The sequence below is a fragment of the Paenibacillus xylanilyticus genome (assembly GCF_009664365.1).
GTDB classification, from domain to species: Bacteria; Bacillota; Bacilli; order Paenibacillales; family Paenibacillaceae; genus Paenibacillus; species Paenibacillus xylanilyticus_A.
Genome location: NZ_CP044310.1, coordinates 6,168,852 through 6,190,186, shown reverse-complemented (window position 1 = coordinate 6,190,186; position 21,335 = coordinate 6,168,852). Strand labels below are relative to the sequence as shown.

Annotated in this window: 22 protein-coding genes; 21 read left to right on the top strand and 1 reads right to left on the bottom strand. The window is 50.7% G+C overall.

Annotation, left to right across the window (positions count from 1 at the left end; all coding sequences use genetic code 11):
* The first annotated feature begins 96 nt into the window (after positions 1 to 96).
* The 12 genes from F4V51_RS27625 to F4V51_RS27575 all read left to right on the top strand — a co-directional run bounded on the left by F4V51_RS27625 (position 97) and on the right by F4V51_RS27575 (position 10,689).
* Entirely contained in the window at positions 97 to 1,134 is a 1,038-nt protein-coding gene (locus tag F4V51_RS27625; RefSeq protein WP_153980344.1) for a glycoside hydrolase family 130 protein, read from the top strand.
* A 45-nt stretch (positions 1,135 to 1,179) separates the two neighbouring features.
* Positions 1,180 to 2,121, top strand: a complete 942-nt coding sequence (locus tag F4V51_RS27620; protein ID WP_153980894.1) for a glycoside hydrolase family 113 — start codon at positions 1,180 to 1,182, stop codon at positions 2,119 to 2,121.
* A 232-nt stretch (positions 2,122 to 2,353) separates the two neighbouring features.
* Positions 2,354 to 3,319 carry a phosphotransferase family protein gene (locus F4V51_RS27615; protein ID WP_153980343.1) on the top strand — a complete coding sequence of 322 codons (966 nt, stop codon included), beginning with the start codon at positions 2,354 to 2,356 and terminating at the stop codon, positions 3,317 to 3,319.
* A 17-nt stretch (positions 3,320 to 3,336) separates the two neighbouring features.
* Positions 3,337 to 4,335: a glycosyltransferase gene (locus tag F4V51_RS27610; RefSeq protein ID WP_153980342.1), complete on the top strand. Its 999-nt coding sequence runs from the start codon at positions 3,337 to 3,339 to the stop codon at positions 4,333 to 4,335.
* Positions 4,336 to 4,376: 41 nt separating this feature from the next.
* On the top strand, positions 4,377 to 4,661 hold the full coding sequence (locus F4V51_RS27605) for a YesK family protein (RefSeq protein WP_153980341.1): 285 nt from the start codon (positions 4,377 to 4,379) through the stop codon (positions 4,659 to 4,661).
* A gap of 104 nt (positions 4,662 to 4,765) precedes the next feature.
* Positions 4,766 to 4,927, top strand: coding sequence for a hypothetical protein (locus F4V51_RS28910; RefSeq protein ID WP_167301714.1), 162 nt, complete (start codon positions 4,766 to 4,768; stop codon positions 4,925 to 4,927).
* A gap of 97 nt (positions 4,928 to 5,024) precedes the next feature.
* A complete protein-coding gene (gene abc-f, locus F4V51_RS27600; RefSeq protein ID WP_153980340.1) occupies positions 5,025 to 6,950 on the top strand; it encodes a ribosomal protection-like ABC-F family protein in 1,926 nt (641 codons plus the stop codon).
* Positions 6,951 to 7,133: 183 nt separating this feature from the next.
* A complete protein-coding gene (locus tag F4V51_RS28965) occupies positions 7,134 to 7,667 on the top strand; it encodes a hypothetical protein (RefSeq protein WP_236146658.1) in 534 nt (177 codons plus the stop codon).
* On the top strand, positions 7,667 to 7,948 hold the full coding sequence (locus F4V51_RS27590) for a hypothetical protein (protein ID WP_153980339.1): 282 nt from the start codon (positions 7,667 to 7,669) through the stop codon (positions 7,946 to 7,948). The genes F4V51_RS28965 and F4V51_RS27590 overlap by 1 nt, the downstream gene beginning before the upstream one ends.
* Before the next feature lie 5 nt (positions 7,949 to 7,953).
* Complete coding sequence (locus tag F4V51_RS27585; protein ID WP_153980338.1) at positions 7,954 to 9,270, top strand: glutathionylspermidine synthase family protein; 1,317 nt, start codon at positions 7,954 to 7,956, stop codon at positions 9,268 to 9,270.
* A 15-nt stretch (positions 9,271 to 9,285) separates the two neighbouring features.
* The gene (locus F4V51_RS27580; RefSeq protein WP_153980337.1) at positions 9,286 to 9,690 is read left to right on the top strand and encodes a DUF350 domain-containing protein; all 405 of its coding nucleotides are present in this window, start codon (positions 9,286 to 9,288) and stop codon (positions 9,688 to 9,690) included.
* A gap of 51 nt (positions 9,691 to 9,741) precedes the next feature.
* Positions 9,742 to 10,689, top strand: coding sequence for a nucleoside hydrolase (locus F4V51_RS27575; protein WP_095360156.1), 948 nt, complete (start codon positions 9,742 to 9,744; stop codon positions 10,687 to 10,689).
* Positions 10,690 to 10,764: 75 nt separating this feature from the next.
* Here the strand turns inward: F4V51_RS27575 and F4V51_RS27570 are convergent, their stop codons facing one another.
* Positions 10,765 to 11,244, bottom strand: coding sequence for a heme-degrading domain-containing protein (locus F4V51_RS27570; protein WP_236146657.1), 480 nt, complete (start codon positions 11,242 to 11,244; stop codon positions 10,765 to 10,767).
* Between the two features lie 231 nt (positions 11,245 to 11,475).
* Here F4V51_RS27570 and lspA point away from each other — a divergent pair, with 231 nt between their 5' ends.
* From lspA to F4V51_RS27525, 9 genes are all read left to right on the top strand, one after another.
* Positions 11,476 to 11,967: a signal peptidase II gene (gene lspA, locus F4V51_RS27565; RefSeq protein ID WP_127537427.1), complete on the top strand. Its 492-nt coding sequence runs from the start codon at positions 11,476 to 11,478 to the stop codon at positions 11,965 to 11,967.
* Between the two features lie 316 nt (positions 11,968 to 12,283).
* Entirely contained in the window at positions 12,284 to 13,471 is a 1,188-nt protein-coding gene (locus F4V51_RS27560) for an ABC transporter substrate-binding protein (protein WP_397331894.1), read from the top strand.
* Positions 13,472 to 13,495: 24 nt separating this feature from the next.
* Complete coding sequence (locus tag F4V51_RS27555) at positions 13,496 to 14,362, top strand: carbohydrate ABC transporter permease (RefSeq protein ID WP_095290884.1); 867 nt, start codon at positions 13,496 to 13,498, stop codon at positions 14,360 to 14,362.
* Entirely contained in the window at positions 14,362 to 15,189 is an 828-nt protein-coding gene (locus tag F4V51_RS27550; RefSeq protein ID WP_095290886.1) for a carbohydrate ABC transporter permease, read from the top strand. Before F4V51_RS27555 ends, F4V51_RS27550 begins: the two co-directional genes overlap by 1 nt.
* Positions 15,190 to 15,438: 249 nt before the next feature.
* A complete protein-coding gene (locus tag F4V51_RS27545; RefSeq protein ID WP_167301713.1) occupies positions 15,439 to 17,226 on the top strand; it encodes a cache domain-containing sensor histidine kinase in 1,788 nt (595 codons plus the stop codon).
* Positions 17,216 to 18,004: a response regulator gene (locus F4V51_RS27540; protein WP_153980336.1), complete on the top strand. Its 789-nt coding sequence runs from the start codon at positions 17,216 to 17,218 to the stop codon at positions 18,002 to 18,004. The genes F4V51_RS27545 and F4V51_RS27540 overlap by 11 nt, the downstream gene beginning before the upstream one ends.
* A 125-nt stretch (positions 18,005 to 18,129) precedes the next feature.
* Positions 18,130 to 19,467, top strand: a complete 1,338-nt coding sequence (locus F4V51_RS27535; protein WP_153980335.1) for an extracellular solute-binding protein — start codon at positions 18,130 to 18,132, stop codon at positions 19,465 to 19,467.
* Positions 19,468 to 19,523: 56 nt separating this feature from the next.
* A complete protein-coding gene (locus F4V51_RS27530; protein WP_153980334.1) occupies positions 19,524 to 20,405 on the top strand; it encodes a carbohydrate ABC transporter permease in 882 nt (293 codons plus the stop codon).
* A 56-nt stretch (positions 20,406 to 20,461) separates the two neighbouring features.
* Positions 20,462 to 21,325, top strand: a complete 864-nt coding sequence (locus F4V51_RS27525; protein ID WP_110758790.1) for a carbohydrate ABC transporter permease — start codon at positions 20,462 to 20,464, stop codon at positions 21,323 to 21,325.
* Positions 21,326 to 21,335 lie beyond the last annotated feature (10 nt).

Sequence of the window (21,335 nt, the reverse complement as noted above, 5' to 3'; positions counted from 1 at the left end):
GGATTTGAAATGGATATCAAATGCACAGGAACGGAGAGGGTAGAAAAAGCCTGGAGAAATATAGTCGCCTTTATCACCGAAGGGAGAAATGAAACGATGACAGTTGTTAAACCGAAAAACGTACACATTGTTGGAGATGCCCTGCCGAATATGCCTTGGGAGGATAAACCGGAGGGAACAGAAGGGCCGGTCTGGAGACATTCAGCCAATCCGGTCGTGCCGCGTAACCCGGTCAAAGGAGTTGCCCGCATTTTTAACAGTGCCGTTGTTCCTTATGAAGGAAAGTTCATTGGTGTGTTCCGCGCCGAAACGATTAATGGTCGTCCGCACCTGCATATGGGTTTGAGTGAAGACGGTCTTTCATGGACGATTGAAGAGGAGCGCATTCCTTTTGTGGATGAGAACGGAGATCCCTTCATGCCGAACTATGCATACGATCCGCGTCTGGTTAAGGTGGAAGACACGTATTATATCATCTGGTGTACCGATTTTTACGGGGCCGCACTTGGTCTGGCGAAGACGGATGATTTCAAAACGTTTGTCCGTCTCGAGAACCCCATGCTTCCCTTTAACCGCAACGGTGTGTTGTTCCCTCGCAAAATCAATGACAACTACGTCATGCTGTCCAGACCAAGCGACAGCGGCCACACGCCGTTCGGCGACATTTTCCTGAGTGAAAGTCCTGATCTTGTGTACTGGGGCAAGCATCGCCATGTCATGAGCAAAGGCGGACAGGGATGGTGGCAATCGGTCAAGATTGGCGGCGGTCCTGCTCCGATTGAAACATCTGAAGGCTGGCTGATGTTCTACCATGGTGTCACCGGAACATGCAACGGATTTGTATACAGCATGGGTGCAGTCATTCTGGATCTGGATGAGCCATCGAAAGTAAAATATCGCTCCTCGAATTTCGTGCTGACCCCTGAGAAATGGTATGAGGAGCAAGGCTTTGTGGACAATGTCATCTTCCCATGCGCTACACTGCATGATGCGGAGACAGGTCGAATCGCCATTTATTATGGAGCTGCAGATACGTATGTTGGCGTGGCTTATACCACCGTGGAAGAGATCGTAAATTACGTCATCGAGACGGACGAAGTTATCGCCGGAGACCGCGAGGAAGGCAAGCTGTAATTGGACATTTTTATAGATTGAAAGGGGTTCTACAAGGCAATGGAAATGGAGTACATTAAGGGATTTACATTTGGCTGGATGAGCGGCAGAGGGGAATTCCGTAAACCGGAAGCCAAAGAGTCTCTGCGCCTGATGGCTGAACGAACGGGCAGTTCACATGTCATCTTTGCGCTGGCGGCACTCCAAGACCACCCGCAGGCGGTGGAAGTGAAGTATCGGGGAGAGCATATGGTGGAGGATGACGAATTGCTGGACATGATTCGTTACGCCCGCACCCTTGGGCTGCGCGTGATTTTGAAACCAACCGTTAATTGCACCGATGGCACGTGGCGTGCACACATTAACTTTTTTGATATTGATGTGCCGTGTGAGCCGAAGTGGAAGGACTGGTTCCGCAGTTATACCGCTTATCAGAAGCACTATGCAGCCATTGCGGAGCAGGAGAAATGCGAGATGTTTATCGTTGGCTGCGAGATGGTACAGTCCGAGCGTCGAAGCGCGGAATGGCGCGAGGTGATTGCGGCTGTACGTGAGGTGTACTCCGGACTTGTGTCATACAATACGGACAAGTATCAGGAAGGTCATGTCACATGGTGGGATGCAGTGGATGTGATCTCATCGAGCGGATATTATCCCATCGGAGACTGGGAAGCGCAGCTGGACCGTATTGAACAGGAGATTGCACCTTACGAGAAACCCTTTTTCTTCGCCGAAGCAGGCTGTCCCAGCCGCAGTGGATCGGCACAGGTGCCGAACGATTGGGGGCTTGAGGGCGAAGTGAGTGCCGAAGAACAGGAGCGTTTCTACGAAGCCATGTTCCGGCATGCCAGCCAGCGGGAATGGGTACGCGGATTCGGACTATGGGACTGGAGTGCGAGCCTGTATCAGGAAAAGAATGCCCTGACCGATGATGGTTACGGCGTGTATGGTAAACCGGCGGAGCGTGTTATTCGTCGTTTCTATGAAAGGTTGTCGGTCGAAGTTTAGCATCTCTGGCTATAGGAATTCCGAACTGCGACATGATGATGAAGCAGAGCGAGCAATGTCGAAGAAGACGGCGTACATGCAGATAATCGTGGATTATCCTCATGTGCGTCTTTTTTTGTTTTCCTTGGGCGAGAGTACTTCGTTTCACGCTTGCGGGCATGTGCGCAGCAACGTATGATGGATAGAACATATCAATGAGCAGGTACGGAAAGACGAATGGACGGTGTTGATCATGAACAAACATGCACATGGCTGGGTCACGGCTGAAGGGACCCTGAACAAACAGGCTATAACCAGCCGGGAACCGCTCTATAAGGGCATGAACGCCAGGTATGTGGAGCGATTTACGGTCCACAGCGGAGAGAGTTACATTTTCAAACCACTCACGAATCTGGGACAGCATGGGCGTGAACGGTGGATATCCAGGCATGTACTGTCCTTACTGCCCTCCATCTATCCGACGCTAATCGATTCCTCGGACGAAGCCATTGCTCCGGAACAGAGCTGGCTGATCTACGAGGACCTCGGGCCGCTTGTGCATGATTTGCAGGAAGACACATTGCTGTCTGCAGCTGTACATATGGCGGAATGGCACACGCTCTGGGCACCCCAATGGGACGAGCTGCCCCGTGTGGGCCAGAAGCCGTCCATTGGGAACATGCTGCAGGAACTCCGGGATGCCCAGGAATCAACGGATGAATTGCTGTCCAAGCTGGGAATGACGCTCTCTGCATCTGATTGGGACGAGATCAGGGCACTTATTCAAACAGCTGACAAAGAACTTCCGCTTGTCCTGTGTCACGGGGATCTGCATCCCGGCAATATGGCCGATGTGAATGGCAGACTTGTCATTATCGATTGGGAACATGCGCATCTGAATACGCCCCTCTGGGATGTATATCATCTGGTGGATCTGTCTCATCCGCTGTTTCCGAGACATGTTACACCACAGCTTCGGGAGCGGATCATTCAGACGTATCTGAACGAGCTGGAGCAGCGCGGACAGCGGACCGAGAGAATTCCTTTTCGAAGATGGTATGCCGCTTATGCCGTTGTATTCTCGCTCTGGATGCTGCGCTTGATCGATTCGGATCTGCAGAAGGCAGACTGCGTATGGCCGGAGGAGCAGCTGCGCAATCAATGGAATGAGGCGGCAGCCACGCTGGAACAGTGCATGAACCAGCTATTTACCGAATAGACATGAGGGGGCAGAACATGCGTAAAGTAGGACTCGTTATGCGCAAAATTCAATTCACCGAGGCGCAGGGGCCACGCGTATTTGCTGATCGGCTGAAGCAGATCGGTCTGGAGCTTGGGGTAGATATTGTGTTTATATCGCCGGAGCGCCATGTGAGCGGGTATGACTGGCTGCCCGGTTATGAACACGAGAAGGGAGATCTGGTAAACTACGATATCGTGCTGGACCAGATTTATAGCCAAAATATAGAGCATGTCATCTACACGGTATCCGGGTTTACATTTTTGAAGATGTTTTTGCCCAAAAGTGTGCTGTTTCCGCACAGCTTCCCTGACCCGGCACTGACGGGGTATGAGATGATGAAGCCATTCTATACCATGGTGGATAAAGCCATTGTGCAAACGGAGTTTTTGAAAACGGAGCTCGGACGCAACTTCGGCGTACATGATGTGAGCGTCATTCCGATCGGCTTCAATGAGGAGCTGGCACACCGCCATTATGACCCGAGTCAGGTCGTGCACAACCGCGTGCTCTGGATCGGCCGGGATGAAGCGAATCGTCGCCCGGATCTGGTGCTGGAATATGCCCGGCAGAACCCGGACAAGGAAGTGTACATGGTATTTGGCGGACGGCGTTATGAGGAGAGCATGAAGAAGTATGACATTCCGGACAATGTGAAACTTCAGTTTGCATTGACCCAGGATGAAGTCTTTACTCTGATGAACTCTGCCAAGGTATATTGGAGCTGCTCTGCGTTTGATACATTCGCGATGCCCCTGACGGAAGCGATGGCTATGGGCAAAATGATCGTGAAGCCTGAGCATGCATGCTATGGCCATATTCGTTCTACACATGCCTTTGCAGGCAATGAGGATAACTGGTTTGAGCTGGTGAATATGGCAGCTGCTGCACCGCGCAATGTGTCGGAGGACAACCGTGAGTATGCGTTTGGAGCCTTTTCGCGCACAATGATGAAGGATGGGTACCGGACGTTTTTTGCAGATTGGTTGAAATAAGCTGATGAGCAGCAAACTCCAAACTGTGAGGAGAGGATTTTGTGGATATCGTTATTCTATGGACGCTTGGCATGTGGGCAGTACAGCTGTTATTGGAATGGCTTGTGTACCGGATCCAGGGCCGCCGAATGACATGGGTTCAGTCCATCCTGCCTTGTGTGACTTTGCTCGGAGGCGCTATTGTAATCATGATCAGCATCGATATGGGTGGATGGAACGGTATCGGATATGCACTGCTTGGAGCAGCTCTGGGTACATCGGGTTTATTGACGTTGATCACGGTCGCCATTACGGCTCTGGTGCTGCAGCGTCGGAGAAGGAAATGATCGGGAAGGAGCCATGGACTTGATGCTAGACGCATGACATGGTTGCAGAGATACAATTGTCTGTGATATATTGGCATTAATTATGACAAGGGAGGTGAAGACAGGTGAATCACGAGAAGCTTAACAACCGTATTAGCCAGCTGCCGATTGCTATGGCTGGCATTGTTCACACTTTTCGCTACAACGGGAGAAGTCTGTCCAATTTTGAATATACGGAAGTTAACCATTGCGAGAAGATGCCTGCCTTGACCTCATTCGGACGATAAGCGATTAAGCTTGAATTCTGAAGGGCCGCGGAGCTAACCTCTGCGGCTCTTTTTGTGTTGCGGTCAGGATCTTCCATACCATAGGAGGAACCTTATTATGATGATCATTAGCGCGCAACAACTGACTCAATATCACGGAGCACATCTGGTGCTGGACGGCATTACTTTTGAAATTATGGAGGGGGACAAAGTCGCCCTTATCGGCCGCAACGGAAGCGGCAAAACGACACTGATGCGCCTGATGGCCCGGCTAAATCAGCCGGACGAGGGGCAATTGATGATCAAAAAAGATACACGAATCGGCTATGTAGCCCAGGTACCGGAAGGACTGGATGATTATACGGTACTGGATGTGCTGGCTCTGGGATTCAAAGCGCTTATGGAGTGCCGCAGCCGCATGAAGGAAATGGAGCAGCAGATGTCTGATCCGGACTATGCAGCAGATCCAGACCAATTGGAACGTTTGTTGAAACGATATGCCGCACTGCAGGAACAGTTTGAACGTGAGGGCGGGTATGAGATGGACGCACGGATTGATCAGGTGGCGGACGGACTGGATATTGCCAAAGCACACTATGGCTGGAGGTTCGGTTCCCTCTCCGGAGGAGAGCAGACCCGCGTTGTGCTTGCTTCGCAGCTGATCGTCCGTCCCGATCTGCTGCTGCTGGATGAGCCGACCAATCACCTCGATCTGGAGCGGGTGGAATGGCTGGAAGGCTATCTTCGGGAATACACAGGCACGATCGTGCTGATCTCCCATGACCGTTATTTTCTGGACCGGGTGGTGACCCGAACATTGGAGCTGGAAGATGGCGAAGCGCAAACGTCAGCAGGCGGTTATACGGAATACATGAAGGTGAAGGAACAACGGCTGCTGCAGCAATTTGAGGAGTTCAAGGAACAGCAGAAGGTCATGAAGAAAATGAAGGAAACGATCCGTCAGTTGGAGGAATGGGGACGCATTGGCGGGAACGAGAAGTTCTTCCGGCGGGCCGCTTCGATGCGGAAGGCACTGGAGCGGATGGAGCAGGTGAAGCGGCCTGTGCTGGAGCGGCGCAATGCTGATTTTGATGTGCGTCCTACAGACCGCACGGGCCGCCGCGTAGCGGTGATTGAACAGGTGGAGAAGGCTTACGGAGAACGTCCGATCCTGCGCGGCGTTTCAGCGCTGCTGGAGTTCGGAGACAAGGTTGCCCTGATTGGCCGTAATGGCTCAGGCAAGACCACATTGTTCAAGCTGCTGCTGGGAGAAGAACAGCCGACTTCCGGTCAGCTTGAATGGGGAGCACGAGTGGATGTTGGCTATCTGGCACAGCAGGAGGAGCCTTCCAATCCGAAGCTGAGCGTGCTTGAACATTTCCGCCTGGAGGCAGGCGTGGAAGAAGGCGAAGCACGTGGCATTCTGGCAAGGTATCTGTTCTATGGGGCAGATGTATTCCGCTCGGTTGGGCAGTTATCTGGCGGGGAATGGACCCGTCTACGGTTATCCCTGCTGGTGCATCGCAAGCCGAACGTACTGCTGCTGGATGAACCAACCAACCATCTGGACATTGCTTCAAGAGAAGCACTGGAAGAATCCCTGGTTGACTTTGAAGGCACGGTGCTTGCGATCTCTCATGACCGCTACTTCGTGAACCGTGTGGCTTCACGTGTCTGGGAGCTGGAGAATGGCGAGATGACCACCTATCTCGGGGATTATGAAGCCTATCGGGAGAAAAAGCTTGAACTGCAAGCGCGAGCAGGTGCAGCGGTCCAGCATGCCGTTCCGATTCCGGCTCTTCCTCGTGAGCGTGCCGGATCTAAGGACCAACGCGATTCTCGCCAAGGGGAGAACGGAGCGGGGAAGCGACAGTCGGCCGAGCAGCTCGAACAGAAGCTGGCTCGTCTGGAGGCACAGATTCAGGAGCTCGACCACCAGCTTGAATTGCAGGCAAGCTCTGCTGAGCTGGAACAGCTGTGGAACGAGCGTGAGCAGCTGTCGGGTGAATACAACGAGTTATTGGTCCAATGGGCTGAAATGTGATGGTTTGTTAAGACATGGAATATCATGAAAGGTCGGAGAATGGTCTCCGGCCTTTTTGTTTTCCGGATGGTGAATAGAGTCATCCTGCACTGTAATAGGCTTCAAAAGGTGCATTGCGAATGTCCTTATTTACATGTCATAGGGAATAGTGTAACTTTTTCCCTTCTCATGCGTTAAATACGTTTGTATGATTTGAAGCGGCTCACCATAGAGCTACATAAAAGGGAGGTTATCGTTATCTATTACGCATTGACTTATCGAAGCTGGTCGGACGATCGGCAGGCTGAGACCGGGCAGCTGGAGCACGTATCTGTTACCCGGGATGAACTGTTTATGCGCAAACTGGTGGATGCAACCCTGATGAAAAACAAACTGTGGGCCCACCTGTCCAATGAGTGCGAGGATCTGCGGGATCATGCCATCTATGTGACTGCGTACGACAGCCAGATGCCTGCAGATTACGGTACAGCGATTGCGGACGCTGCACTGGCCATGTGCAAAATGTCCTCGATGTACAGCGCAGAGTACATGCTGTGGAATGGAAAGGCATTTCAGGAGCTGGAACTAGCAGACTCCTCCTCGTACACGATGGAACTTGCCGAACGGCTGCTAGACCATTATATGGTTCGCAGCGGAACGACGTATGAATTCGTGTATTCCGTGCTGGATGCGGATCGCCGGAAAGTGTTGTTTTTTATGAAGGAGGTAGACCTGTAATGACAGAAGAAGAGCGGCACCATTCATCGAAACCCGGGTCAAAGGCGAAGCTGGTTGCCTTTTCCCTGATGCTGGCTGTACCAGCTGTATTGTCGGGTTGCGGCAGCAACGACGAGTGCGACCCGGATTATGATAACGGCTGTGAGTATGATTCCAGCAGTGGGCATTATTATTATGGCGGTTCTTACGGCGGCAGCAGCAGTAGTAAGGACAGCTCCTATAGTAAATCGAAGTCCAAATCGAGCGGATTTGGCAGCTTTTTCCGCAGTTCGGGAGGCTAAAGGTTATGAGGCATATTCACTCATTGCCATATGGTCACGAAGAGGTGTTTGCGGGCGAAGCGGGACAGCATGTCCCGTATCACCGGATGTATGGCAAGCAATATTGTGTACCTTCACTAACCCTGTATACGCCTGAAGAAATGAAGGAATTGCAGCATGCCGCTGCACAGATTGACGGAATATACTGCAAAGTCATGCGGTTTATCCAGCAGTACATGCCGGATAGCTTTCTGGAGCAGCAGCTGGGTATTCATCCAGGGCTCATTGCGACAGCAAGGATGGAGACGGTGACGGGTGGTATTACACGTCAGGACTGGATCATCGGCGAGGCGGGCTTCAAGTGTATCGAAAATAATACCGACACGCCTACGGGTATACCTGAAGCAGCGGTGCTGGAGCGCATTATGGTGGGCATGGCCGAAGGTGATGACTTCAGGGCGCCATCAGCAGACATGGATGCCTGCATCCGGGAATGCTTTCGCGGATGGCTGGAGTCTTATGCCGAGCAAGGGCTGCGAGGGCCAGTGACATTTACTTCATTTGGTGAGCATGTGGAGGATCGGACCAATACGGAGTATCTGATGAGACTCTGCCAGGAGGCTGGATATGAGGTGCGTTATGCTCCTCTGGAGGAACTTGAGATTGTTCCCGGAGAGGCACTGTATCATGATGGGCACGAGATTCAGCTGCTGTATCGTCTGTATCCGCTGGAGTATCTCGTTGATGATCGGGATGAGACAACAGGTGTGGACATCGGTGCAGCACTGCTTGCACTGGTACAGGAAGGCCGGCTTGGACTGATGAACCCTGTACAGCATGTCCTGATGCAGAGCAAGGGCTTCATGGCTGCGATCTGGTCACTCTATGAGCGCAATGAACAGACGCCGGAGTACTGCGGTTTTCGGTTGTTTACAGATGTGGAGCTTGAGTCCATTTCGCGGTATCTATTGCCCACCTATTTCGAAGCAGGACCCTTTGAACTGGAGTCCACTCCCTATGTCGAGAAAAGCTATTGGGGCCGTGAGGGCCGAGGCACACTGCTGCTGGGTGAAGGAACGGAGAGTAACGCATCAGGAGCAGGACTGGACGAAGATGCAGAAATCGCTGCTTATTATAACAACCAACCGAAGATTTATCAGCAGCTGGTTCCGATGGAACAGGCGAGCATTCTGACAGAGGATGGGGAATATAGCGGCTATCTGCTGACGGGCGTGTTTGTCATAGGTGGGCGTTTCGCCGGTGTACTGCCCCGAATCGGGGAGAAAGTGACCGGAGATATGGCCTATTATTGTGCGGCTGCGGTCAATGAACGTATTGGATGATGAGGAGGAGTAGGAATGGATAATTTGGGAATGAACCTGCTGAATGTGGCGGTAGGTGTCGGCATTCTGCTGGTGGTATTGGTATGTGGGTATTTCGCTTTTAGCAAACTGACCCGGTATAACGATAGTGAGGAAATTGCCAAAGGTAACGAAGCGGCGGGCATGTATATGGGCAGCAAGCTGCTGGGACTGTGCATCATTGTCGGTATGGTGTCCTTCTCCACGCATTCATGGCTGGATATGCTGTTATGGTCTGTACTGGGAATCATTATTCTGTGTCTGGTCTATATTATATTTGATTTCCTGATTCCCAAAATGCGTGTATGCGACGAGATCGCAAGAGGCAATATGGCGGTAGCACAGCTGCTGCGTTCCATTATCATCGGCGTTTCCATCGTCATCGGTACGTTTTTGATGTAAAATGTACCCTAGCGATACATGAATATCAAACTGAAGAAGGAGCGCGGCATCATGAGAAAAGTCATCATTGATACAGATACAGCAGGAGACGATACAATTGCGATCCTGACAGCACTGCACCACTTCCAAGTGGAAGGCATCACCATTACGGGCGGTAACGTCCAGTTTGACCAAGAGGTTGAAAATGCCCTGTACACCGTGCAGGTGGCTGGACATGGCGGCAAGGTGCCTGTATACAAAGGATGCGAACGACCGCTGATGGCCTACGGGCAGGCGCAGCACCGCACAGTGGAAGATGTGCATGGCGACGACGGCATGGGCGGCGCACATTTCCCCAAGGCAGATCAGCGTCCCGAAAGCGGCCACGCGGTTGATTTTATCATTGAGAAAGTGCATGCCAATCCGGGAGAGATCTCTCTTCTGGCGATTGCACCCCTGACCAACATTGCGATGGCGATTCAAAAGGACCCGACGATTATTCCAGAGATTGCTCATCTCTACATCATGGGCGGTACGAATAATGCACTGGGCAATATTACGCCAGCGGCGGAGTACAACTTCTACGTTGACCCTGAAGCTGCCAAAATTGTACTGCATGCCGGTATTCCAACCACGATGGTTGGCTGGGAGATGTGTACCCAATATTCCGTTATGGATGATGATGACCATGCAGAAATTGCAGCGCTCGGAACATCCGGGGCCGATTTCTTCACAGCGATCAACAAAGTGGTTATGCAGTTCAACAAGTCAGTACATAAGCTGAATGGCACCACACACCCGGATACACTCCTGATGGCAGTAGCAGCAGACGAATCGCTGATGACGAAGTCCGGTCAATATTACGTGGATGTAGAAGCCGCAGGAGAACTGACGCGTGGATACAGCGTGGTGGATATCAACGGACGTTTCGGCAAAGAACCTAACGTGCGCGTATGTGAAGCCATCGATCGGCCGAAGTTTAAATCCATGCTGCTGGATGTTTTGTCAGCTATTCAATGAACCAAGGAATGATCTTAACACGGCAAGCCCACCGGGGTCCGCAAGGACCAGGTGGGCTTTTCTTGTTATATTTCGTTAGCCTTGCTGCAGTAAAAATGAACGGATTCCGGTGGTGACCAGGTCGTGGTCTTCCTCATCCGGCAGACCTGATACCGTAATTGTTCCGATCTGTCCTTGACTCTCGACAATCAAAGGAAAGGCACCGCCAGCCAGTACAAAGTCAGAGGAAGGCAGGCTGAAATCCTGCTCAAGCGTTTTATCCTCACTGCGCAGACGCAGAGCCATATGCCATGAACTGGAGGAGAAATGGTTAACCACATTATTTTTACGCCGGATCCAGTCTTCATTGTCCGGATGAGTGCCTTCCATGGCATGCAGGAAAAGGCGGTGTCCACGGAGAGTAATGTCGATGGTTACGGCCTGTGAACGGCTTTTTGCCTCCTCGACCAGATGAAGTCCAAGCTGTAGGGCCAGTTCAGAGTCAAATGTACGAAATACCAAGTCCTTTTCTTCCTGCTGCATTTCCTTTAATCTCTCTGTCATCGTCAGGTTCAATTTACAGGCAGCCCCTTTACATGTGTAGTTTATGTCTACATTCGACGTAGGGTAGGGTGGTCCCTTCCGGATGCAGGATGGGTTATCGTTTGGCTTTCTGCCCTACATTTCCACAACAGTCCATTTGGAGACACGACTTCGGCTGTGGTAAAGTGAAGGGAACGTAACTTTGGACATTCCACAGGTTTACATAGGATAGGGCAAAACGAGTTGGGCAGGAGGAGAGACAATATGCTGTTTTATTTTATAGCACTGCTGGTGACGCTGGTGGATCAGGGTACCAAGCTGGCCGTGAGAATGTATATGGAAGTCGGCGACATGATGAGACTCGGTGACTCCGGCATGCAGCTGCAGCATTATGAGAATAGCGGGATGGCGGGAAGCATGTTCCAGGGAAATGCGCGTCTGTTCGGCGTTGTTGCCATTCTGTTCATTGCCGGCATTCTGTATTATCGGAGAAAAGGTGAAATTCGCGGTTTCTGGATGCAGGCAGGAGCAGGCTTCATGGTTGGCGGAGCCTTGGGAAATGCGATCGACCGTTTTGTATTTGCAAAAGTAACGGATTTTCTAGTATTTCCATCGGGCCGTGGCATTCTCAACCTGGCTGATGTAGCGATTAATATTGGGGTGATCCTCTTGGTGATCGGAATGTTAATCCGTGCATTTAAGAGCTACCGGGCCAAACGATCGCGTAATGCCTTGCCCAAAATTGAACGTTGGTAATACGTTAATAATCAAGCGTTGCAATCACAAACAAATGGAAAAAAGAAGGACATTGGATAGTTGCCGATGTCCTTCTTTTTGTTATACAGCTATACATTCTGGAAAATACACCCATGATTCATTTTAACCGAAACCGTTTTAGAAATAGAAAAGGGTTGAATAACGCCATTCTGTATGGTGGAACAGGTGAAAGGATTAACCATATGGTTATTTCACCAGTTTAATGGGTAAAGCTTTACGTATATAACGCTGAGGGAGGTACAACATGAGAACATCGCTTACCAAGGCACTCGGGACAATGCTGCTGTGTGGAATTATGGCTGTGCTCTTATCCTCTTGTACAAGTGGGGAGAGCGCAAACGGCAAAGTGCAGGTCGAATTTTTCCAGAACAAACCCGAAGCCAAAGCAACGTTTGATGAACTGATCAAAACTTTTAATGCGGAGCATTCCGATATACAGGTCACTCAGGTGAATCCGCCGGATGCGGAGACCGTGTTGAAGACCCGCGTCGTGAAGAACGATGTGCCTGACATTATGGCCATGGGTGCAACCGATACATATTCGATACTGGCCCAAAGTGAAATTTTTGCCGATCTGACGGACAGTTCGCTGACCAAGACGATTGATCCGAATTACATACAAATGCTGAAGGATGTCACGGGTATGGAGGAAGTGACCGGTATTCCTTACGCAACTAATGCAAACGGCATCATGTACAACAAAACGTTGTTTAAGGAAATGGGACTGGAAGTTCCCAAGACATGGGACGAGCTGATTGCTACCGCCAAAAAGATCAAGGATGCGGGCAAGATTCCGTTTTACTTCACCTATAAGGATGACTGGCAGACCAATCTCCCGTTCAATGCACTTGGACCCAACCTGGTCGGTATTGATTTCTATCTCGAGCGTCGCGAGAACAAGGTGACCTTCAAGGAGAAATACCGCGAGGTGGCGGAAAAGCAGCTTGAACTGATGAATTACGGTCATGGCGATAACTTCGGTAAGGCCTATTCCGACGGTAACCGGGCTTTTGCCAATGGTGAAGCATTCATGTATATCCAGGGAACGTGGGCGATCTCCGAGATTCGCAAAGCCAACCCGAATGTGGATATCGGCTTCTTCCCGTTCCCGACCGGAAATGATCCAAGTGAGATCAAGCTGGTGAACGGCATCGACTCCCTGTTTACGATTTCGGCGGATACGCCAAACCGGGAACAGGCTGAGACGTTTATCGCATTCCTGCTGGAACCCGAAAACATCGGGAAATACATTGAAGAGCAAACATTATTTGCAGCCGTCGAAGGTGTGGAGCAGGACGACCCTGCGGTGCAGGAGCTGACGCCATATATCGAGCAGGGCAAGGTTATTGATTTTGCCGATCACTACATTCCGGCTGCGGTGCAGCTGAATTCCATCGTACAGTCCTTTTTGCAGAACAAAGACATCGACAACTATCTGGATACACTCGACAAAGAATGGGACAAGGTAGCGAACCGGCGTTAAGCCTTGTCCGAAGGAGGATGGAGTATGAACAAACGTATGGCACCCTATTACTGGATGACGGTTCCGGCGGTGGTATTGTTCTTCGTGTTTATGACACTGCCGGCTCTCCAGGGGATTTATTATTCCTTTACGAACTATAACGGGTTTGGGAAAAGCTATGATTTCGTTGGTTTCAAAAACTATTTCAACCTGTTTCAGGACGACAATGTAGGCAATGCTTACTGGTTTACATTCAAGTTTGCCATCGTGGTAACCATTCTGACCAATATTCTGAGCCTGCTCATCGCACTCGGGCTGAATGCCAAGATCAAGTTCCGCAACTTTTTCCGCGGCATTTACTTCCTTCCGAACATCCTGAGTGTATTGATCGTAGGTTACATATTTAACTACCTGTTCTCCAACGTTTTTCCAATCTGGGGACAAAACCTGGGGATTAACGCCCTATCGACCAACATTCTGGGTAGCGAAAGCCTGGCATGGATCGGGATCGTTATCGTAGCCGTATGGCAATCGGTAGCACTCAATACGATTCTGTATCTGGCCGGACTGCAAACGATACCAACAACGCTGTACGAGGCATCCAACCTCGACGGTGCAGGCAAATGGCGTGAATTCTGGAGCATTACCTTCCCGCTCATTGCCCCATTTTTCACCATCAATATGGTACTGGCCATGAAAAATTCCCTGATGGTCTTCGATCAGATCGTTGCCTTGACCAACGGTGGACCCGGCCGAGCAACACAGTCCATTTCTCACCTGATCTATACGGGTGGATTTGAAGGCGGCGAATATGCATATCAATCTGCGAACTCGGTTATTTACTTCATCGTTATTGCGGTGATTTCGATTCTGCAAATCCGGTTCCTGCAAAGAAGGGAGATGGATCTGTAATGAGAAGCCGTACACGTACAAACTGGCTGGTTATGCTGCTCGTTATTCTGGGCACATTATTCATCCTATTTCCGCTCTATATGACGGTTACGATTGCGTTGAAAAATCCGGAGCAAATGGCTCAGTCGGTATTTGCCTTCCCGACCCAGTTGCACTGGGAGAACTTCGCAAGCGCCATCGACATGACGAACTTCTTCCAATCGTTCCGTAACAGTGCTGTCGTTACTGCATCTACCGTCATTTTGACGCTCCTTAGTAACTCCATGGTGGCTTACGCTATCGCGCGCAATATGGAGAAACGCAAGTTTTTCAAAGGGCTGTACTATTACTTCGTCAGTGCGATGTTCATTCCGTTTCCAATCATCATGCTGCCGATTGTCAAACTGACATCTTCACTGGAGATGACGAACCTGCTTGGCTTGACCTTATTACATACGGTGTATGGACTCGCCTTTAACGTCTTCGTGTATGTCGGATATATTCGGTCCATTCCGGTGGCACTGGAGGAGGCCGCTTTTGTGGATGGAGCAACAACCTGGGGCACATTCTGGAAAATCATTTTCCCGCTCATGGCACCAATCAGTGCTACGGTTGGTATTCTCACATGTCTGTCCACGTACAATGACTTCCTGCTGCCGCTCATCATTATCAGTGATCCGGCACAGTACACACTGCCGCTGGTGCAATACGTCTTCCAGGGTCAGTTCAATACCGACTTCAACCTGGCGTTTGCATCCTACCTGCTGGCCTTGCTGCCGATGATTATCATCTATCTGTTTGCTCAGAAGTGGATCATTAACGGGGTAACCCAAGGTTCTGTAAAATAAAGGGATGTGAATATAGAGGGGCGGACCTAAGAGTCCTCCTCTCTTTTTTCTATTCCAAGGACGCACTCCGAACGTTTCAAACGGATTGATTAACCCGGGAAACTGTGCTATTTTTTATTCGTTAGTTTAATCATTAAACAAAGAGAGCGAGTGTTGTATTTTGCAAGCGCTTTAATTGAATAAGTGAATGAAACCAGCATCGGTGTACTCAATCTCAAGAGCAAGGGAGTAGGATGGTGGTTTTTTTACATGCAGAAGGGAGAATGGACGGAATTGCAGAGGAAATCAGGGCGCTATAACTCGCTTCGTAATCAGATCTTCGTCGGTTTCGTCATGGTGATGCTCATTGTTCTGCTGCTCGCAGGTGTAACAGCCTATGACCGGGTGGCTGCATTGCTCAAGAGCAATGCCGAGAAACATATCCATCAGACCGCAGTGCAGGCCAGTGGTCGGTTGGATGCTCTCATTGCACAGGTGAACTCCCTGACGGCCCAGGTCGCGGATGATTCGTATGTGCAGCGTCTGCTCAGTGAGGAGAAGCATGGTAAACCGGCCACCTTTAATCAACGTCAAGCACTATTGCAGATTGCAGGCAGCTATCAATCTTTTATTAACGGGGCGCAAAGTATGGAGATCTACACAACCGGATACAACCGTATATTCCCGATGGATGACCGATCCCTGGATCTCCGGGTGGAGCGCAGCTGGATCACCCAAGCGGATGAAGGCAAAGGCAGATTGGTGTGGGCAGGCTCTGACCCTGAAGACCCGGGTGTACTTCTCGCCATTCGTCGAATCAACCTGCTGGAGCATTCTTTTGAACATGGGGGCTATGTTGTGGTGCGGATGCAGCGCAGTTTTTTTCAACTGAATGACTCGAATGAGGCAGAGGGTTCGCAGGATTCCATCCTGCTGCTGGACGGTGATGGTGAAGTGGTGACTTCCAATCTGCAGATTAACCTTGATCCCAAGGCCATTTTGGACAGCGGGTCCGTCGTTCAGAATGGAGAGGAATCCTATATCGTTGTTCGCCATAAGTCCGAGCTGACGGGATGGACACTTGCTGTGCTGACACCGCTAGGAGAAACAACCGAAGGGGTATCGATCCTCAGAACGGCACTGCTCGTTTCGGGAATCATTGGTGTGGGGCTGTTTCTTGTGATGTCCTTTTTCCTGTCCACCATGATCACACGTCCGTTGATTCGGCTGATGCGGGCTATGCGCGGGGCACAGCCCGGAGCGATGAGACCGAATCTGATGGTCAGCTCGACCATGGAGATCAATGAGCTGAATGAGGTGTATAACCAGATGGTGTACAGGCAGAACGAATTGACACGTGTGGTGCACGAGAAGGAAGTCATGCAGTCCCGGGCCGAGCTGAAGGCGCTGCAATCGCAGATTAATCCGCATTTTCTGTTTAACACCCTGGAGGCATTCTATTGGTCTTTGGAGGAAAAGGGTGAAGAGGAGCTGGCACTTAGGGTTATTGCCATGTCCCGGTTATTTCGCTACATCATCCCGGGTCCTCATCAGGATGAATGGGTCACGATCGCGGACGAACTGGAGCATGCGGAGCGGTATCTAAACATTATGCAGATGCGGCTGGGCGAGAGAATGCAGTGGGAGATCAGGCTGAGCGAGGAAGTGCGCAGCGTGCCTATCCCCAAGCTGCTAATCCAGCCATTGGTGGAAAACGCGATCCTGCACGGGATTGAAAATACGTTAAAGCCGGGCAAGGTGGAGATTCGTGTTGAACCTTCCCCCGTTGAAGGTCGTGTACGCGTCAAGGTCCAGGATAATGGGCCGGGCATGGATGAGGAACGTCTGCTATCCATTGTTCAAGCTCTGGACGGCGGACCTGCTGCATCCACCAAGGGAACGGGAGTGGGGCTTATCAATGTGCATCGCCGGCTGAAAGTCTACTTTGGCAGCCAACTGGGCGATGCAGCCCAGCTTGTGGTGGAGAGCGAAGTAGGGAGAGGCACCATCATCTGTTTTGAAATTCCAAGGGAAACGGGGGCTGCACATGATTCATGAGAAAACCATTCTGATTGTGGATGACGAGCCGCGTACAAGAGAAGGCATACGCAAAACCCTTGAGGCCTGGTCTACTGGGCGAAACCGGATTCAGACGGCAGCAAGCGGTGTTGAAGCCAGGGACTGGCTCGCCAGCCAGCCTGCAGATCTGCTGATCACCGATGTTCGCATGCCGGAGTTCTCGGGCTTGTCGCTGGTGGAGGCCATTCAGCATTTTCCGAGTAAGCCAGCTGTCCTGATTATGTCGGGGTATGCGGACTTTGATTATGTCCACCAGGCGATCAAGCTCGGTGTGGTCGATTATCTGCTCAAGCCGATTGACAAAGAGCAGCTGCTGCAAACGGTACAGAAGGCACTGCACGTCCATGAACAGCAGCGGCGCATCCAAACGATACAGGAGATGGTTGATCCGAAGCTGTTCGAGGTCAAGGAGCGAAGAGAACAGCAGGGCAATACCCCGATTGGCGAAGCTTTGGCATACATTGAGGCACATCTGGGTGAACCGATGACCATGCGTGAGCTTGCCGATTCGCTGCATCTGAACTCCAGTTATTTCAGTGTGCTGTTCAAGGAGCAGGTTGGGCTGAATTTCAGTGAGTACCTCATGCGTAAACGGGTACAGCGGGCCAAGGAATTGCTGTTGCAGACAACGATGCCCATCTCGGAGATCGCAGAGAGCGTTGGCTACCAGACCGATAAATATTTTATCAAAGTCTTCAAAAGCCTGGAGGGGCTCAGTCCAAGCAAATACCGTCATGCCGTAAATGAAAAAAGTTAACAAGTCCACCTTAAAATAGTGGAGTTTTACCAAATCGTCCTGACCTTATAGTGTGATGATGCCCGTGCTACAATTTCGATAAAGCGGTTACATTAACCGAAAAACCACTATTGGGGGCTGGAATTATGAGCAAAAAAACGCTGGCAATGCTTCTGTCATGGACGCTGGTTCTCGCTGTCATATTGTCGGGGTGCAGCAGCACGGGTTCCGGTGGAGGCAGCGAATCCGGCAGTAATGGCAGTGGAGAGGGCGGTACCACAGACGGAAAGGTCACGCTGAAATTTATGCATCTCTGGCCGGCTGGCAGTTCTGCACAGCAGAACAAGCTGGTCAACGATATTATCCAGCAGTATCAGACGGACAATCCAAATGTGACGATCAAGCAGGAAGTGCTGGAGAATGAACAATACAAGAACAAACTGAAGATTCTGTCCGCATCCAATGAACTGCCCGATGTCGGGGTAACTTGGGCCGCAGGCTTCCTGGAGCCTTATGTAAAGGGCAATCTGTTTGCGCCGCTTGATGAACTGCTGAATGGATCCCTTGGTGAGAAGTTTATCGCCGGAACGACCGAGGCTTACGCGGTAGACAGCAAAACCTATGCGCTCCCGATTGAGCTGAATATATCCCCCATTTATTACAACAAAGCGATCTTTGCCAAATATAATTTGCAGCCGCCAGCCACATACGATGAATTCCTGAATGTGCTGAAGACGCTGACCGAGAACGGCGAAGTGCCAATTGCACTCGGGAATAAAGACCGCTGGACCGGTTCACTCTGGTATATGTATCTGGCGAATCGTGTAGGCGGGGATGCGCTGGAGAAAGCGATTAGTGGATCAGGCAAGTTTGAAGATCCTGCCCTGACACAGGCTGCTGCAGAAGTGCAGAAGCTTGTCGATATGAACGCATTCAACAAGGGCTTTAACGGGTTATCCAATGACGAAGGCAAATCCGAATTCATGAATGAAAAAGCAGCGATGTATCTGATGGGAACGTGGGAACTGCCGAACTTTACTACGAACCCGGATATTCCGCAGGAATTCAAGGATAAGGTTGGATTTTTCAAATTTCCGACGATTGACGGCGGCAAAGGAGACATCAACAGCTGGGTAGGCGGACCGGGCGTAGGCTTGTTTGTGGCCCAGAACTCCAAAGTGAAGGAAGAAGCGCAGAAGTTTGTGCAGTATTTCGTGGAAAAATGGGGTGAAAGCTCCGTGACCGAAGCCGGGGTCATTCCGGCAACCAAAGTTGATACGGCGGCAGTACAGCTGCCACAGCTCTATATCGATCTGCTGAACGAGTTGAATCAGGCAAGCAGCCTGACACTCTTTGCAGATGTACAGATGAAACCGGCTGCTGCTCAGGTGCATCTGGACATGATTCAGGCATTGTTTGGCAAAGCGGTCACCCCTGAGGACTTTGTGAAAAATCATCAGGCTGCAATTGATAAAGGCAACTGATGTACACCTCACCTACACCATTTGAAGGTTAGAACGTTTGAAGGGAGGATCACGTCTTGGACAAAGTCATGTCGAACCGTCTGGTTGCTGCGCTGTATGTGCTGCCTGCGCTGCTTCTGCTGCTGGTTCTGGTCTATATTCCGATTGTGCTCACCGGATATTACGGTTTGATGCAATGGGATGGGATTGGGGCGATGACGTTTATTGGTTTGGATAACTACACCAGATTGCTTCAGGACAGTACGTTCTGGCAGAGCGCCAATCATACATTTTTGCTCGCCTTGTTCTCTGCGCTGAGCCTGATTGGTTATCTGATGATTGCACTGGTGCTGTCAGGCAAGATCAAAGGCGCGAATCTGTTTCGCAAAATATATCTGATTCCGATGCTGCTGTCTTCCGTTGCGATCGCTCAGCTATGGCTGAAAATCTATCATCCCAGCAACGGTGTGCTGAACACCTTCCTGGAAGCGATCGGATTCAGCAATCCGCCGGCCTGGCTGGCGGAGCCATCGCTCGTGCTGTATGCACTGTTCGTGCCGATTCTGTGGCAGTATGCGGGCTTCTATATTCTGATCTATTATGCTGCGCTGAAGAACATCCCGGAATCTCTGGTCGAGGCTGCCCGAATTGATGGTGCGAATCCGTGGCAGATTGCCTTTCGGATCAAGCTGCCACTCATCACGGAAGTCATCAAGGTAACCGTGGTGCTCGCCGTGGTGGGCTCGCTCAAGTATTTTGACCTCATCTATGTGATGACTGATGGGGGCCCTAATGGCTCCAGTGAAGTTATGGCCTCCTATATGTATCGTCAGGCTTTCCGAAGCTTCGACTTTGGGTACGGCAGTGCTGTAGGGTTTTTCCTGCTCTTGATCTGTCTGGTGGTCACATGGCTGCTCCGCAAGGCGACGGCGTCCAAAGATACGATCGAGTATTCCTGACGTGAACGTAAAATGAAAGGAGGTCTATCCTGGTGAAGACGGATACGGCTGTTCGGCTGCCCGTACATCCGGAGACAGGCCAAGGCTCAGCATGGTTAAGAAGGTTTGGATATGTGCTGCTGTATGTGCTCTTGTCTCTGGTGGCTGTGCTTCAGATATTGCCCTTGATCTGGCTGCTGTTATTCTCGCTCAAGAATAATCAGGAAGTATTCGACATGGCTCCTTTTGCCCTCCCGGCTACGCCGCGTTGGGAGAACTATGTCAAGGTATGGACGGAAGGCAATATCAGCTTATACTTTTTCAACAGTGTATGGATTACGGTGGTTTCTGTGGTGTTCACGGTTCTGTTTGCCAGTCTCGTCACGTTTGCCATCACACGGATGCGCTGGAAGGGACGTTCGCTGGTGCTGGGGCTGTTCATGGTAGGTCTGATGATCCCGGTGCACTCCACACTGATCCCACTGTTCAGCCTGTTCCTGAAGTTGAATCTCACAGACCATCCGTTATCGGTCATTCTGTCTTACATTGCATTTAATATGCCGATCACAATTATGATCCTGCTTGGATTCTATTATTCACTTCCGAGAGAGGTCGAGGAGGCCGCGGTGATGGACGGTTGCTCCGTCAACCGGATTTTCTTCCGCATTGTACTGCCGATGACCGCTTCCGTAATTGCGACAACAGCCATCATTAACATGATCTATGACTGGAACGAATTTATTTTCGTCAATACCTTCATTAGCTCGGATGCGTACAAAACGCTGACGGTTGGTGTACAGAACTTTATTGGGCAGTATACCACCGATTGGGGTGCCATTGGAGCTACGCTGATGATCAGCATCCTGCCGATCCTGATTGCATTTCTGGTGCTAAGTGAACGGATTGTTGAAGGGATCGCAGCCGGTTCGGTCAAAGGATAATGGTCCGGTA